Source organism: Roseovarius sp. CH_XMU1461 (genome assembly GCF_037027165.1).
In the GTDB taxonomy this organism is placed as follows: Bacteria; Pseudomonadota; Alphaproteobacteria; order Rhodobacterales; family Rhodobacteraceae; genus Roseovarius; species Roseovarius nubinhibens.
The window spans coordinates 294434-310274 of record NZ_JAYMDV010000002.1 but is presented as its reverse complement, the minus strand read 5'-3'; the positions used below and the strand labels follow the sequence as shown (position 1 = coordinate 310274).

14 protein-coding genes are annotated in these 15841 nt (G+C 64.1%); 5 read left to right on the top strand and 9 right to left on the bottom strand.

Annotated elements, in window-relative coordinates; translation table 11 throughout:
* Positions 1 to 66 precede the first annotated feature (66 nt).
* The 3 genes from WA237_RS06835 to WA237_RS06825 all read right to left on the bottom strand — a co-directional run bounded on the left by WA237_RS06835 (position 67) and on the right by WA237_RS06825 (position 2379).
* On the bottom strand, positions 67 to 219 hold the full coding sequence (locus tag WA237_RS06835; RefSeq protein WP_009815376.1) for a hypothetical protein: 153 nt from the start codon (positions 217 to 219) through the stop codon (positions 67 to 69).
* Positions 220 to 433: 214 nt separating this feature from the next.
* The gene (locus WA237_RS06830) at positions 434 to 877 is read right to left on the bottom strand and encodes a DUF6497 family protein (RefSeq protein WP_336097127.1); all 444 of its coding nucleotides are present in this window, start codon (positions 875 to 877) and stop codon (positions 434 to 436) included.
* Positions 847 to 2379, bottom strand: a complete 1533-nt coding sequence (locus WA237_RS06825) for an acyl-CoA carboxylase subunit beta (protein WP_009815378.1) — start codon at positions 2377 to 2379, stop codon at positions 847 to 849. Before WA237_RS06825 ends, WA237_RS06830 begins: the two co-directional genes overlap by 31 nt.
* A 225-nt stretch (positions 2380 to 2604) precedes the next feature.
* Here WA237_RS06825 and WA237_RS06820 point away from each other — a divergent pair, with 225 nt between their 5' ends.
* Entirely contained in the window at positions 2605 to 3831 is a 1227-nt protein-coding gene (locus WA237_RS06820; RefSeq protein WP_336097125.1) for a multidrug effflux MFS transporter, read from the top strand.
* Positions 3832 to 3912: 81 nt separating this feature from the next.
* Positions 3913 to 5310 (top strand): helix-turn-helix domain-containing protein, encoded by a 1398-nt coding sequence (locus WA237_RS06815; protein ID WP_216016960.1) that lies wholly within the window; start codon positions 3913 to 3915, stop codon positions 5308 to 5310.
* A gap of 106 nt (positions 5311 to 5416) precedes the next feature.
* Here the strand turns inward: WA237_RS06815 and betA are convergent, their stop codons facing one another.
* The 3 genes from betA to betI are packed head-to-tail and all read right to left on the bottom strand — an operon-like array spanning position 5417 to position 9172.
* Complete coding sequence (gene betA / locus WA237_RS06810; protein ID WP_336097124.1) at positions 5417 to 7075, bottom strand: choline dehydrogenase; 1659 nt, start codon at positions 7073 to 7075, stop codon at positions 5417 to 5419.
* Between the two features lies 1 nt (position 7076).
* Positions 7077 to 8585, bottom strand: a complete 1509-nt coding sequence (gene betC, locus WA237_RS06805) for a choline-sulfatase (protein WP_336097123.1) — start codon at positions 8583 to 8585, stop codon at positions 7077 to 7079.
* Positions 8582 to 9172 carry a transcriptional regulator BetI gene (gene betI, locus WA237_RS06800; RefSeq protein WP_336097122.1) on the bottom strand — a complete coding sequence of 197 codons (591 nt, stop codon included), beginning with the start codon at positions 9170 to 9172 and terminating at the stop codon, positions 8582 to 8584. Before betI ends, betC begins: the two co-directional genes overlap by 4 nt.
* Before the next feature lie 313 nt (positions 9173 to 9485).
* Here betI and WA237_RS06795 point away from each other — a divergent pair, with 313 nt between their 5' ends.
* Positions 9486 to 11036, top strand: coding sequence for an ABC transporter substrate-binding protein (locus WA237_RS06795; RefSeq protein WP_009815384.1), 1551 nt, complete (start codon positions 9486 to 9488; stop codon positions 11034 to 11036).
* Positions 11037 to 11115: 79 nt separating this feature from the next.
* Here the strand turns inward: WA237_RS06795 and WA237_RS06790 are convergent, their stop codons facing one another.
* Positions 11116 to 11970, bottom strand: a complete 855-nt coding sequence (locus WA237_RS06790) for a hypothetical protein (RefSeq protein WP_336097121.1) — start codon at positions 11968 to 11970, stop codon at positions 11116 to 11118.
* Positions 11971 to 12169: 199 nt separating this feature from the next.
* Between WA237_RS06790 and WA237_RS06785 the strand changes: the two genes are divergently transcribed.
* Positions 12170 to 12382 carry a hypothetical protein gene (locus WA237_RS06785; RefSeq protein ID WP_009815387.1) on the top strand — a complete coding sequence of 71 codons (213 nt, stop codon included), beginning with the start codon at positions 12170 to 12172 and terminating at the stop codon, positions 12380 to 12382.
* A 98-nt stretch (positions 12383 to 12480) separates the two neighbouring features.
* Here the strand turns inward: WA237_RS06785 and WA237_RS06780 are convergent, their stop codons facing one another.
* Positions 12481 to 13383, bottom strand: coding sequence for a DMT family transporter (locus tag WA237_RS06780; RefSeq protein WP_040618182.1), 903 nt, complete (start codon positions 13381 to 13383; stop codon positions 12481 to 12483).
* A 97-nt stretch (positions 13384 to 13480) separates the two neighbouring features.
* The gene (locus WA237_RS06775; protein ID WP_336097120.1) at positions 13481 to 14416 is read right to left on the bottom strand and encodes a pirin family protein; all 936 of its coding nucleotides are present in this window, start codon (positions 14414 to 14416) and stop codon (positions 13481 to 13483) included.
* A 197-nt stretch (positions 14417 to 14613) separates the two neighbouring features.
* Between WA237_RS06775 and WA237_RS06770 the strand changes: the two genes are divergently transcribed.
* Positions 14614 to 15753 (top strand): alpha-hydroxy acid oxidase, encoded by a 1140-nt coding sequence (locus WA237_RS06770; protein WP_336097119.1) that lies wholly within the window; start codon positions 14614 to 14616, stop codon positions 15751 to 15753.
* Positions 15754 to 15841 lie beyond the last annotated feature (88 nt).

Below are 15841 nucleotides of genomic sequence, written 5' to 3'. Positions count from 1 at the left end.
GCGCGCATGAAAAACGGGACAGGCCCAAAGGCCCGCCCCGCGAAACCCGAAATCGGGTCAGCGTGCTTAGTATTTGCCGCCGTATTTGGTCGTGGGCGCGGGCTCGACCGAAATCGGCTCCGGCTCGACGACAACGTATTCTTCTTCAGCTTGCTGGGCACAAGCTGCAACCATGGCCACGAGGCCGAGCGCGAGAAGGCTCTTGATACTGTTCGACATGTTTGTCTCCTGTTTCTTGTTCGAGGGTTAAACGAGGCAAACGCCCCCACCTGCCCCGAAAACACGGTAACGGCCACCCGAGGGCAACCACCGTGCAAAATAGGCGATATCCATGTCAAAAGATATGCGGAGAAACGCATCGAATTCCCCTGTGACTCAGAAGCCTCAACTCCCGCCAGGGCCGCAGAATCCGCCGCAAGATATTGTGTCCGCATCAGAATTCCTCCCAGATACAGACGCCGTTTTCGACGCGAAACGCCTCGAACACCTGCGCGACACCGGGCGTCGGCTCGCCGAACACGGTCTCGGCCCCGGCCAGGGAAATCACCACCTGATCGGGCTGCGGACCGACGGCGGGCAGCCGCGGCACAGCATAGCTGTCGCACAGATATTGCAGATCGCTCATCACCGCGTCGAACCCTCCTTCCGTCACTTCAAACCCGTCCTGCACAAAGCGGAACCTGTAGATGAGCCCCGGCCCCGGCCCCGGCCGGTCGCTCAGAGTTTCGTGCAAATGCGCCACCCCGCCCGAGGGCAGCGGCAGCAATTCGGGCAAGGCGGCCTGCCCCGACGCCCCGGCTGCCCCGAAGAACAGCCAGACCCCGGTCAGCGCCGCCGCCCGCCCCATCACAGCGGAATATTGTCGTGTTTCTTCCACGGCATGTCATGCGCCTTGTTGCGCAGGCTGGCAATCGCCCGGCTGACCCGCACCCGCGTGCTGCGCGGCATGATCACCTCGTCGATGAACCCGCGCTCGGCGGCCACGAACGGATTGGCGAACCGATCCTCGTAATTCTTGGTATGGGCCGCGATCTTTTCCGGATCGCCCAGATCGGCGCGATGGATGATCTCCGTCGCCCCCTTGGCCCCCATCACCGCCACCTCGGCGGTGGGCCAGGCATAGTTGAAATCGCCGCGCAGATGTTTCGACGACATCACCACATAGGCCCCGCCATAGGCTTTGCGGGTGATCACCGTGACCTTCGGCACCGTCGCCTCGCCATAGGCAAAGAGCAGCTTGGCGCCATGTTTGATCACCCCGTTATACTCCTGGCTCGTCCCCGGCAGGAAGCCCGGCACATCCACCAGCGTCAGGATCGGAATGTCGAAACAGTCGCAGAACCGCACGAACCGCGCCGCCTTGCGGGCGCTGTCAATGTCGAGAACCCCGGCCAGAACCATCGGCTGGTTGGCCACCACACCGACCGTCCGCCCCTCGAGACGGATAAAGCCGGTGATCATGTTCTTGGCGAAATCCTCCTGGATCTCATAGAAATCGCCCTCATCCGCCAGCTTGAGGATCAATTCCTTCATGTCATAGGGCGTGTTGGGATTGTCGGGCACCAGCGTATCGAGGCTCGGCTCGACCCGGTCGGGCGCGTCAAAGAACGGCCGTTTCGGCGGTTTCTGCCGGTTGTTGAGCGGCAGGAAATCGACCAGACGCCGCACTTCGGCCAGCGCTTCGACATCGTTTTCGAACGCCGCATCCGCGACCGAGCTTTTCTTGGTATGGGTGCTCGCCCCGCCGAGCTCTTCGGCGCTCACCTGCTCGTTGGTCACGGTCTTGACCACATCCGGGCCGGTCACGAACATGTAAGAGCTGTCTTTCACCATGAAGATGAAATCGGTCATTGCCGGGCTGTAGACCGCGCCGCCGGCACAGGGGCCCATGATCACGCTGATCTGCGGCACCACGCCCGAGGCCATGATGTTGCGCTGAAAGACTTCGCCATAGCCCGCGAGACTGTCGACGCCTTCCTGAATGCGCGCGCCGCCCGAATCGTTGATCCCGATGATCGGCGCGCCATTCTGCACCGCCATATCCATGATCTTGCAGATCTTCTGCGCATGGGTGGCCGAGACCGAGCCGCCAAGCACGGTAAAATCCTGGCTGAACACATAGACCTGACGGCCATTGATCGTGCCCCAGCCGGTCACCACCCCGTCGCCATAGGGCTGGTTCTCTTCCATGCCGAAATCGGTGCAGCGATGGGTCATGAACATGTCGAACTCTTCGAAACTGCCCTCGTCGAGCAGCAGATCGATCCGCTCGCGCGCCGTCAGCTTGCCGCGCCCATGCTGCGCGTCGATGCGCTTTTGCCCACCGCCAAGCCGCGCCTGACCGCGGCGGTCTTCCAAGGTCTGAAGAATATCTTTCACAACTGGCCTCCCGGGATTTTTCCCATCTATAGGCGGCGCATCGCGCCCCGTGAAGCGCTATTCAGCAAATTTGCAAATACTTGCGAAACATGCGGTGCAATACTGCAAATCAGCAAATCTTCCGCCGCTGCCCCGCGCTCGCCCCGGCACAAAGCCCGGCACAAAATTGTACCAAACGGTTCATCCCCGATGGACTTTGCCAAAATCCTGACCTAACCGAAGAGCATGCAAGAGACGCCGACGGTCCGTTTTGGCGACCGAACCACCGCACCTCATATCGTGACCCTCATCCTGCTGGCCGGGATTTCGGCGCTTGCGATGAATATCTTCCTGCCCTCGCTGCCCGGCATGACGGCGCATTTCGACACCGATTACCGGCTGATGCAACTCTCGGTGGCGCTCTACCTCGCCGTCAACGCGATGCTGCAGATCCTGATGGGCCCGGTCTCCGACCGTTTCGGCCGCCGCCCGGTGATCCTCGGCGGGCTGATCATCTTCATGATCGCCACCGTCGGCTGTATCTTCGCCCCCAATGTCACCGTCTTTCTCGCCTGCCGCATGGCCCAGGCCGCCGTGGTCGCCGCCATGGCGCTGAGCCGCGCCGTGGTGCGCGACATGGTCCCCCAGGACCGCGCCGCCTCGATGATCGGCTATGTCACCATGGGCATGACCGTGGCCCCGATGATCGGCCCCGCCATCGGCGGCGTGCTCGACGAGAGCTTTGGCTGGCAGGCCAATTTCTGGGCGCTGCTGATCCTCGGCGGGCTGGTGACCTGGCTCACCTGGTCCGATCTCGGCGAAACCGCCCCCAAGAGCGAGTTGTCGATCTTCCGCCAATTCGGCGAATACCCCGAACTGCTCACCGCGCCGCGGTTTTGGGGCTATGCGCTGGCCTCGGGCCTGTCGTCGGGGGCCTTCTTCGCCTATCTCGGCGGTGCGCCCTATGTGGGCGATCACGTCTTCGGCCTGTCGCCCTCCGAAGTGGGCTTCTTCTTCGGCGCACCCGCCGTCGGCTATTTCGTCGGCAATTTCCTCTCCGGCCGCTATTCGGTGCGCGCCGGCGTCAACAAGATGGTGCTCTGGGGCACGCTGATCAACGCCTCCGGCATTCTGGTCAACCTCGGCCTGTTCTGGGCCGGGCTCGCCAATGAGATCACCTTCTTCGCCCTGATGACCATGGTCGGGCTCGGCAATGGCATGACCATTCCCAACGCCACCGCCGGCGCCCTCTCGGTGCGCCCGCATCTGGCCGGCACCGCCTCGGGGCTTGCAGGCGCGCTGATGATCGGCCTCGGCGCCGGGCTCTCGGCGCTGGCTGGCGCGGTGCTCACCGAAGGCTCGGGCGCGACGCCGCTCCTGTGGGTGATGCTCGCCACCGCCCTGCCCGCCATCGCCGCCATCTCCTTCGTGATCCGCCGCGAAAAACGACTGGTGGCCGAGGCCCGCCTCTAACCGTCCCGCTCCTCGCCCCCTTGACGGGCCGAGTTTGCAAACACATGATGCGCCAACCGCAAATCTGCAAAGGCGCACCCCATGGCCCCTCGCAAACTCTACGCCGGTGCCAAGCTGCGCGAGACCCGCAGCCGCCTCGGCCTGACCCAAAAAGACTTCGCCGCCCGGCTCGGCGTGAGCCTCCCGTACCTGAACCAGATGGAGAATAATAACCGTCCGGTGAGCACCACGGTGGTGCTCGCCCTGGCACAGGAATTTGGCTTCGACGTCACCGAGCTTGGCTCGGGCGACGCCGAACGCATGGTCTCCGACATGCGCGAAGCGCTGGCCGATCCGGTCTTCTCCGACCCGCCACCGCTCTCCGATCTGCGCCTCGCCGCAGGCAATGCCCCGGCCCTCGCCCGCGCCTTTCTCGAACTGCACGCCGCCTACCGCCAGACCCATGAACGGCTCGCCTCGCTCGACGAAGCGCTGGGCCGCGACGACGCCCAGACCCAGCAAAGCCCGTGGAACGAGGTCCGCGATTTCTTCCACTATTGCGACAATTACGTCGATGCGGTGGACCGCGCCGCCGAACGGTTCGGCACGCTCGACAAACCCGGCCAGACGGTGACCGACAAGGCCCGCAGCGCCCTGCAGGAGCGCGGCATCTCCGTCGTGCTCGCCGACACCGACCCGGTGCGCCAATTCGACCGCGAACGCGGGATACTCCAGCTCTCCTCCCGCGCCGCCCCCGAAACCCGCAGCTTTCAGATGCTCCTGCAACTGGCGCTGCTGACCCAGGACAAGCTTTTCGAGGCGACGCTCGATCTCGCCCGGTTCCAATCCGACGAGGCCCGCGCCATCGCCAAGATCGGCCTCGCCAATTACTACGCAGGCGCCGCGCTCATGCCCTATGGCGCCTTCCTCGCCGCCGCCCGCGACCAGCGCCACGATCTCGAACGGCTCGCCAACCGCTTTGGCGCCTCCATCGAACAGGTGGCACACAGGCTCTCAACCCTGCAACGCCCCGGCGCCAAGGGCATCCCCTTCTTCTTCGTCCGCGTCGATCAGGCCGGCACCATCACCAAACGCCACTCCGCCACCCATATGCAATTCGCCCGCTACGGCGGCGCCTGCCCGCTCTGGAACGTGCATCAGGCGTTTGAAACCCCGGGCCGCTTCCTGCGGCAACTGGCCGAAACCCCCGACGGCATCCGCTACATCAACCTCGCCCGCGACGTCTCGAAACAGGGCGGCTCCTTCGGCGCGCCGGTGCGCCGCTTTGCCATCGCGCTCGGCTGCGAGGTCAAACATGCCGAGGCGCTGGTCTATGCCGACGGGCTCGATCTCGACACCGCCCAGGCGTTCGAACCGATCGGCATCTCCTGCCGCATCTGCGAACGCACCGATTGCCACCAACGCTCGATCCCGCCGCTGGAACGGCGGCTCACCATCACCCCCGACGCCCGTGGCGTGCTGCCCTATGAGGTCGGCTGACGCCGCGCCCTCCGGCTCCCGTCGCGCAGGGGTATTTGCCAACCAGAAAGAGGCACAAGTCACTCTTTTTGGTTAAAAATACCCAAATCCGACAGCGGCCACAGGCCTAGCGCTGCGCAGTTTCCCAGTCGGGATGCAGCCAAGGCTCGGCATTGTCGGGTGCCAGCGGTGCCCGGCCCAACACATGATCCGCGACCTTCTCGCCCGTCATGATCGACGGCGCGTTGAGATTGCCATTGGTGATGCGCGGGAAGATGCTGCTGTCGGCGACGCGCAGCCCCTCGACCCCGATCACCCGCGCCTCCGGGTCGACCACCGAGCGCGGATCCGCCGCCCGCCCCATCCGGCAGGTGCCGCAGGGGTGATAGGCGCTCTCCACATGCTCGCGGATGAAATCGTCCAGCGCCGCATCCGATTGGGCCGCCGCCCCGGGCTGGATCTCGTGGCGCACATAGGGCTGGAACGCCTCCTGCGCGAAAATCTCGCGGGTGAGCCGGATACAGCGCCGGAAATCCGCCCAGTCGCTGTCGTCACTCATATAGTTGAAGAGGATCTTCGGGTCCGCCGCCGGGTCCTTGCTGCGCAGGCTCACCGCCCCGCGCGAGACGCTGCGCATCGGGCCGACATGGGCCTGAAACCCATGCCCCTCGGCCGAGGCCTGCCCGTCATAGCGCACCGCGATGGGCAGGAAATGATACTGGATATCCGGATATTCCACCCCCTCCCGCGACCGGATGAAGGCGGCGCTTTCGAACTGGTTTGACGCCCCCGGCCCGGTCCGGGTGAAGAGCCAGCGCGCGCCCACATAGGCCTTGCCCAAGAGGCTCCAGTATTTGTAGAGGCTCACCGGCTGGCTCGCCGCCATCTGGATATAGAGCTCGAGATGATCCTGCAGGTTCTGCCCGACGCCCGGCCGGTCGGCCAGCACCTCGATCCCATGCTCCGCGAGATGCGAACCGGGGCCAATCCCCGACAGCATCAAAAGCTTGGGCGAATTGATCGACGACGCCGCAAGGATCACCTCCGCCTCGGCCCGGATCACCTCGACCTTGCCGCCGCGCAGCACCTCGACGCCGCGCGCCCGCCCCTCTTCGATCACCACCCGCCGCGCCAAGGCCCGCACCAGCGTGCAATTCTCGCGCTTCAGCGCCGGTTTGAGATAGGCATTGGCCGCCGACCAGCGCCGCCCTTTCCACACCGTCATGTCGAAGGGGCCGAACCCCTCCTGCTGATACCCGTTATAGTCGCCGGTCACCGGGTATCCCGCCTGCCGCCCGGCCTCGACAAAGGCCCGGGTCAGCGGGTTGGCGCGCGTCCCCCGCGTGATATGCAGCGGGCCGTCCTTGCCGCGCCACGCCGGATCGCCACCATGGCCACCATCATGCCAATTCTCCAGCCGCTTGTAATAGGGCAGCACATCGGCATAGCCCCAGCCCGCCGCGCCCTCGTCGCGCCAATGGTCGAAATCCTTGGCATGGCCGCGCACATAGATCATGCCGTTGATGCTGCTCGACCCGCCGATCACCTTGCCGCGCGGACAGGCGAGACGCCGCCCGCCGAGATGCGGCTCGGGCTCGGTCTCATAGCCCCAGTCATAGCGTTTCATGTTCATCGGATAGCTGAGCGCCCCGGGCATCTGGATGAACGGCCCCGCATCGGTGCCGCCATGCTCGATGACGATGACCCGCTTGCCCGCCTCGGCCAGCCGATAGGCCATGGCACAGCCCGCGCTGCCCGCGCCGACGATCACATACTCTGCCTGCATGTCACTCACCCCGCGGGAACCGTTGATTTTCCTCGACCACGTTGAGGTCCATGTGATTGCGCATATAGCGCTCGCTGGCGTCGCGCAGCGGCTGGTAATCCCACGGGTAATAGCCGCCCTGCCTGAGCGCCTCATAGACCACCCACCGCCGCGCCTGGCTCTCGCGCACCTGCGCATCGAACGCCTCGAGATCCCAACGCGCCGCCGCCTCGACCCGGAACCGCTCGAGCACCTCGCGATGCTCCGACAGCTCGGCCAGATTGGTCAATTCATGCGGATCGGCCTCGAGATCGAACAATTGCTCAGGATCGAGCGCGCAATTGGTGTATTTCCACCGCCCCGCCCGCAGACAGACCAGCGGCGAGTTCGACGCCTCGGCGGCATATTCCATCGCCACTGGGCTGCGCCGCTCGGCACCCTGGCCCAGCGGCACAAGGCTCTCGCCCGCGACCCAGGGCATCACCTCGGACATATCGACCCCGGCCAGATCGCAGAGCGTCGGGCAGACGTCGATATTGCTCACCGGCGCCTCGATCAGACCCGGCGCCATCTCGGGCGACGACACCATCAAGGGCACCCGCGACGAGCCCTCGTAGAAACACATCTTGAACCACAGCCCCCGCTCGCCGAGCATATCGCCATGATCCGAGACAAAGAGGATCACCGCCTCCTGCCGCGTCGCCTCGAGCGCCTCCATCACCTCGCCGATCTTGTCGTCGAGATAGGAAATATTGGCGAAATAAGCCCGGCGCGATCGGCGGATATCCTCCTCGGTGATGTCGAAATTGCGCCAGTCATTGGCGTCGAAAATCCGCTGCGCATGGGGGTCGTGATCGGCATAGTCCATCGCCGGCACCTCGGGCAGCAGATGGGCGCAATCCTCGTAGAGATCCCAGTATTTCTTGCGCGCCACATAGGGGTCATGCGGATGGGTGAAACTCACCGTGAGACACCAGGGCCGCGCATCATGACCGCGCGCCAGATCATAGACCTTGGCCCGCGCGTGATAGGCGACCTCATCGTCATATTCCATCTGGTTGGAAATCTCGGCCACCCCCGCCCCGGTGACGCTGCCCATATTGTGATACCACCAATCGATGCGCTCGCCCGGCTTGCGATAATCCGGCGTCCAGCCGAAATCGGCCGGATAAATATCGGTGGTCAGCCGCTCTTCGAACCCGTGCATCTGGTCGGGGCCGACGAAATGCATCTTGCCCGAAAGACAGGTCTGATAGCCCGCCCGCCGCAGGTGATGCGCATAGGTCGGAATATCGGCGGCAAACTCGGCCGCATTGTCATAGACCCGGCTGCGCGACGGCAGCAGCCCGGACATGAAGCTCGCCCGCCCCGGCGCACAGAGCGGGCTCGCCGTATAGGCGTTTTTGAACCGGGTCGACCGCGCCGCCAGCTTCTTGAGATTGGGCGCATGCAGCCAGTCGGCAGGCCCATCGGGAAACAGCGTCCCATTGAGCTGATCCACCATGAAAATCAGGATATTGGGGGCAGTCATTCTGCGCTCTCCTTGCTCAGGGCGCCATCCAGATAGGACAGCATGACATCAATCGCCGCATCCCCGGCGAGCGGATCGCGGCGCAGCGCCTGCCGCAGGTAGAGCCCGTCGATCATCGCCGCGAGCCCCCGCGTCACAAGCCGCGCCTCGGCGGCGGGCATCATCTGACGCAGCGCATGGTTGAGGTTCGACCGCAGCCGCCGCTGATAGATATGCAAGAGCCGCGACGCCTCGTCGGATTTGAGCGCCTGCACATAGAAATTGAGCCAGGCCGCCACCGTCTCATTGCGAAACTGGGTGCGGGCGAAACTGGCGCGGATGATCGCCTCGACCCGTTCGCGCGGCGTTTTCGCCATCGACAGCGCGCCGCGCACCTCGGCCCCGTAAAGGCCGAGGATATGGCGCATGGCGGCGGTAAAGATCTGCTCCTTGCCGCCGAAATAATGATGCGCCAGCGCGCTCGACATCCCCGCCCGCTTGGCGATCTGGCTCACCGTCACATCGAGCGTGCCGCGCAGGCCGACCTCGTGGATCGTCGCCTCGACCAAGGCCGAGCGCCGGATCGGCTCCATTCCAAGCTTGGGCATAGCGGGGCTCCGATAGAAAAAACTTGTCTCAATCGGATATTGGCGTTTAATTGACTCGTCAATCAATAAAAAAGCTGACCGACTCCCGCCAAGGTACGATTTGTAAAAATTGAAGTGCGGGCAAGAAATTAGGTTGCGTGCCCGGCGACGCTCGCCGTATCTTTTGCGCATGGGACCATAACACCATCACCCCGGCCGTTCGGGGAAACTGTCGCAGATCCGGGCGTTCCCCTTATACGGAACGCTCTGCTGCCGGTCCTCCCCTCCCGGTTGGAAATAACGAATGAAGACAACGACTCAGGGAGAATAGTTCATGTCGATCATCAAAGGCGGCCTTCTGGACCGCCGCGGTTTCCTCAAAACAACCGCCGCCACCACCTTCGCGGCCAGCCTGCCCATGACCGCCTATGCGGCCCCGAAACGCGGCGGCCACCTGCGCGTCGGCAAGGCCCACGGCCAGACCACCGACACGCTGAACCCCGGCACATGGGAAAACGGCTTTACCATCGGCATGGCCTTCGCCATCCATGGCTTCCTCACCGAAGTGGCCCCCGATGGCTCGGTCGCGGGCAACCTCGCCGAAAGCTGGGAAGCCTCTGACGACGCCGCCGAATGGCGCTTCAAGATCCGCAAGGGCGTGACCTTCCACGACGGCGCGGAACTGACGCCCGAAGACGTGGTCGCCTCGATCAACTTCCACCGCGGCGAGAACTCGACCTCGGCCGCCGGCCCGATCGTGGCGCCTATTCAGGACATGACCATCGAAGGCGATACCGTTGTCTTCAAGCTCGAAGGCGGCAATGCCGACTTCCCCTTCATCCTGACCGACTATCACCTGGCCATCTGCAAGGCCAAGGATGACAGCATCGACTGGCAATCCGGCAATGGCTGCGGCGCCTATGTGCTCAAGTCCAAGGATTTCGGCGTCTCGATCCGTCTCGAGAAGAACCCGAACCACTGGCGCGAGGATGTCGGCTTCTTCGACAGCATCGAAATGCTCGCCCTCGTCGACCAAAACGCCCGCACCACGGCGCTGGTCTCGGGCGATGTCGATGTCATCGACCGTCTCGACCTCAAGACCGTGGGGCTTCTGGGCCGCAAACCCGGCATTCAGATCAAATCGGTCGCCGGCACCCAGCATTACACCATCCCGATGGACACGCGGATGGACCCCTACAGCAACAACCACGTGCGTCAGGCGCTCAAATACGCCGTCAACCGGCAGGAAATGGTCGACAAGATCCTCTTCGGCTATGGCTCGCTCGGCAATGACCACCCGATCGGCTCGGGTCAGCGCTTCTACCATTCCGAACTGGAACAGAAGGCCTATGACCCCGACAAGGCGGCCTGGCACCTGAAAGAGGCCGGCATGGACAAGGTTGCGATCAACCTCTCCTCCTCCGACGCGGCCTTTGCCGGCGCGGTCGACGCCGCCGTGCTCTTCCAGGCCTCTTCCAAGGGCACCGGCATCAACATGGAAGTCGTGCGCGAGCCCAATGACGGCTACTGGTCCGACGTCTGGATGAAGAAACCGATGGTCTTCTCCTACTGGGGCGGCCGTCCCGTCGAAGACCAGATGTTCGCCACCGCCTATAAATGCGGCGCGAGCTGGAACGAAAGCTACTGGTGCAACGACCGCTTTGACGAGCTGATGGTCAAGGCCCGCGCCGAGCTCGACGATGCCAAGCGCAAAGAGATGTATTGGGAAATGCAGGAGATCTGCGCCAACGAAGGCGGCACGGTCATCCCGATGTTCGCCAATTACGTCTTCGGCGTCAGCGACAAGGTGATGATCCCCGAGCAGATGAGCTCGAACTGGGATCTCGACGGCGAACGCTGGGCCGAACGCTGGTCCATGGCCTGATCGCCGCGCGCGACCTGATCGAAACACACGCCTGCCGGGGAAACTCGGCAGGCGTTTTTCATTGGAATGGGCCGCTCAGTCAGCAGCCAATTTCATAGGACTGAACCACCGGCGCCCCTTGGCCGAGATTGTCTGACGAAGGCGAGCCGCCCACGGTGGTCACCCACAGGCTGTAGCTGTCATCTTTGCTATATCCAAAAGCGCAATAGCCGACCCCTGTTCCGGAACAGCTATCCAACTCCGGAAACGCCGCGCGCTCGTCCTGATAGCTGTCGCTGGCGCTTTGATCCGACGCCTCTGAGGGCTCCCAGCCTTCGCTCATCAACACACGCCGCGCCACGTCAAAGGGCAACCGGTGTAGCGTTGGCAGGCTCGTTGCCCCGTCGCAGAAACTGTCACGCTCGGCTACCGGCTTCACGATCATCAGCGCCTCGCTTTCGATCACCAGGTCGGCCATTGGCCAAGATCCGTACTTGCCTCCCCAGAGGCGCAGCCGCTCCCCTTCAAGCTCTTCAATGTAGGTCAAACTGCTGGCCGCTGAATCTGCGGTATAAATGACCCCAAGAGGCTGCCCCCCCCGGAACACGCCGACATTGCCGTGACTGTAAATACACATCCCGCTCGTGCCCGGCTCAACCTGTCCTGCAAAACTGACAAAACTCAGATCACCGCGCGAAATCTCATTGGTGACACTCCACCCCCGCGCCGCAACAAGATTGCCCGCAACAGTCACCCTGTTCTCTGCAGCCAGAAAGCAATGCTCGGGTCTCGCGCCCTGATCGCGCCATTTGTTCTCGGGCAGCGTCTCTAGCGTGACAGCGGTCAGATTTGCCACCTGCGATACCAAAGCAGCCGGCTCGGCCTTTGCTGGGCCGCCCCCACCGAGCGTCATCCCCGCGACGCTTGCCATAAGAATGAAAAAACCTTTGCTCAAAATAGAAATCCTTTCCAAATTAGTCGCTCGTCGAAATCAGGTCATAACGGGGCGAAGCCTCCGCGTTCCCTGCCCTAACCAGAAATTCGGGCAGGATTTTGTCGATATTTTTGAAGCGCTCCCCGCAGACAAATTCATTGCCCAAGCGACCAGCGCCTGCCACCCTGCCCGTGTAGCCAATGACGAAAGGACACCACAGATGAGCTTGGGCTTTCACCGTGACGACACTGGCAAGCGACGGATCAGCAACCGACAGATCGACTTTCTCGGCTGGCTCCTCTTCATCGCCTCGGCGCTTTGTTTCGTGGTGGCGAGCATCGGCCATTTCTGGGCGATGGGCGGCAGCCTCTTCTTCCTCATCGCCTGTCTGGTTTTCATCATCCCGTTCTTCCGCCGCGACGGCGACGGCTAGGCGTCTCAGCGCCACAGCCGTGTTACCGTCGTAATACCGACGTCCTACCGAAGATCCGCAATTTTCCGGCTGAGACGCTGATTACCCCAGCGTTTTCATCACTTTACGGCGGAAACCGCAGGTGTCACCGCCTGCCGCTTCAACACCGCCTCGCGCCAGCTGATGAAACTGATCGCCGCGACGATCACCACGCCGCCGAGGATCACGAACCCATCCGCCGGCTCGCCAAAGAACACCGCCCCCATGAGCACCGCCCACACCAGCTGCAGGAAGGTCACCGGCTGCGTCACCGCCAGCGGCGCGGCCCGAAACGCCAGCGTCATGGTGAAATGCCCCGCCGTCGCCAGACAGGCCACCCCAAAGGAAATAAGCACTTCCATCGGCGTCGGCGTCACCCATTGCATCAGGGCAATCGGCGCCAGCCCGATCGTCACCGTGATCGACAGCATCGCCACCACCACGCCCGCGCTATGCGCCGCGCTGATCTTCTTCGCCAGAAGGTAAGACCCGCCAAAGAAAAACGCCGTGCCCAGCATCGCCAGATGCCCCGGCCCCAGCTCGCGAAACCCGGGTCGCAGGATGATCAGCGCCCCAATCAGCGCCGCAACCACCGCCAAAACCCGCCTAAGCGCCAGTTTTTCCCCAAGAAATATCGCCGCCCCAATGGTCACATAGATGGGCGAGAGATAGTTGATCGCCGTCACCTCGGCGAGCGGAATGCGCGCCATGCCGAAAAACCACAGGCAGACCCCGACCGTATGCACCGCGCCCCGCGCCGCAAACAGCCCGACCACCGGCTTCGTCCAGCTCATCCGCCGCAGCGTGCCGATCATCGGGATCAGGAACACGAGCCCCAGCACATAGCGCAAAAACGCCGCCTCGGGCGCCGGGATACGGGTGCCGAGAAGCTTGACCAGCGCGGTGACGCCGACAAACTGCATCCCCGTCACCACCATCCAGAAAATGCCCCAACCGGGGCCGCTGCGCGCCAATAGACTCATGGCGGCATTAAGCAATCCTCGCCCCGGAATGTCGAGCCGGAAAAGCCCGCAAACCTATATCTAAATACTTATAGAACAATAACTTCCCGCAATAGTGCTAGCTCGGCAGCGGGATGAACTCCGCATCATCTCCGGGCGGCAGCTGAAACCGCCCATGCGCCCAATCCCCCGCCGCCCAGGCGACCTTGGCCGCCTCGATCCGGTCGCGGCTCGAGGCCACGAAATTCCACCAGATATAGCGCGGCCCGTTCAATGTCTCACCGCCGAGCAGCATGATCCGCGCGCCGCCATCGCCCGCCTTGATGGTGATCGCATCGCCGGGCCGAAACACCATCATCCGCCCCGCCTCGAACGCATCGCCCGCGATGATCACCGACCCGTCGAGCACATAAATGCCGCGATCCTCGTGATCCTCGGGCAAGGGCAGCATCGCCCCCGCCTCCATCTGCGCATCGGCATAGAACATGTCCGTGAACGTGCCCACCGGCGCCTGCGCGCCCCAGCCGCGCCCCATGATGAGCCGCAGCCGCTTGCCCTCGCCCTCCAGCAGCGGCAGCGCCGCCTTGCCGTGATGCTCGAACCGCGCCGCACTGTCCTCCTCCGCCTCCGGCAGCGCCACCCAGGTCTGGATGCCCGCCAGCCGCGACCGCCCCTGCCGCGTCGCCTCGCTGGTGCGTTCGGAATGGGTGACGCCATTCCCCGCCACCATCCAGTTGACCGCGCCGGGATGGATCATCTGATCGGTCCCGAGACTGTCGCGATGCTGAAACTCGCCCTCGAAAAGATAGGTCACCGTGCCAAGCCCGATATGCGGATGCGGCCGAATATCGATCCCCTGCCCGGTCAGGAACTCGACCGGTCCCATCTGGTCGAAAAAGATGAACGGCCCGACCATCTGCCGCTTGGGCGCGGGCAAGGCGCGGCGCACTTCGAACGCGCCGAGATCGCGGGCACGGGGCACGATCAAGGTCTCGATCGCATCGAGGCTTCCCGCCTCCGGGCAATGCGGCTCTAGGCTCGGGTTCCAGCTCATCGCGTCCTCCTATGTGGCCAATGATCTGCCCCGATCATAGCGCCTCTCGCCCGGCCGATCCATCGCCCAGACCCCGGCAAAGACGCACAGCCGCTCTGCAGCCGTGATACCGACGCAATACCGACATGACATTTCCGCCTCGCTTGGCCGCCTTTGGCCACTGGACAAAGCCCCGGCTTTCGCGGCAAATCCTCCCCATGACCCTCGACAGCCGATACCCCGCCATCGCCGATCTCAAGGCCCGCGCCCGCCGCCGCCTGCCCCGGTTCGTCTGGGAATATCTCGACGCGGGCACCGGCACCGAGGCCACCTGCCGCCGCAATGAAGAGGTCTTCGCAGGGCTCCGCCTGATGCCCTCGCTGCTGCATGGCGAACAGACCCCCGACCTCATCACGCGCCTTCTGGGACAGGCCTATAAGATGCCCGTGGGCATCGCGCCCGTTGGCATGTCCGGGCTGATCTGGCCCGATGCCGAAGGCCACCTGGCCCGCGCCGCCACAGCCGCCGGCCTGCCCTATACGCTCTCCACCGTGGCGAGCCAGACGCCCGAGGCCGTGGGCCCGCATCTCGCCGGCAACGGCTGGTTTCAGCTCTACCCACCGCGCGATCCCGAGATCCGCCAGGACATGCTCCGCCGCGCCCGCGCCGCGGGCTTCACCACCCTCGTCCTCACCGTCGACGTCCCCGTCGCCTCCCGCCGCGAACGCCAGCTCCGCTCCGGCCTCACCCAGCCGCCGCGCCTCTCGCCGCGCCTTCTGGCACAGGTCGCGATCCGCCCCGCCTGGGCGCTCGGCATGGCCCGTCACGGCATGCCCCGGATGGCGCTCATCGACGATTATTCGCGCCCCGAAAAGGGCCTCTCCTCCACCGCCCACGCGGGCTATCTGCTGCGCACCTCGCCGGATTGGGACTATCTCAGCTGGCTCCGGGACGCCTGGCAGGGGCCGCTGGTGGTCAAGGGCGTGCTCGATCCCGACACCGTGCCGCGCCTCATGGCCGCCGGGGTCGATGCGCTGTGGCTCTCGAACCATGGCGGGCGTCAGTTCGACGCCGCCCCCGCCCCGCTCGAAGTGCTGCCCGCGATCCGCGCCGCCACCGATCTGCCGCTCATCGTCGACAGCGGCATCAGCGGCGGTCTCGACATCCTGCGCGCCCTGGCGCTCGGCGCGGATTTCACCATGCTGGGCCGCGCCTGGCATTTCGCATTGGCGGCATTGGGCGCCCAAGGCCCGGCCCATCTGGCACGGATTCTGCGCCTCGATCTCGAATCCAACATGGGGCAATTGGGGCTCATCCGCCCCTCGGAAGCCCCTGATCGGCAAATGAAAATCACCTGAACGCAGGCCATCCCCAGCCCACCCGTTCGGGTAGGCCGCTCGGCCAAGCCCTTGACGCTGCGTCACTTTTCGGAAAATTCCCCTTGCG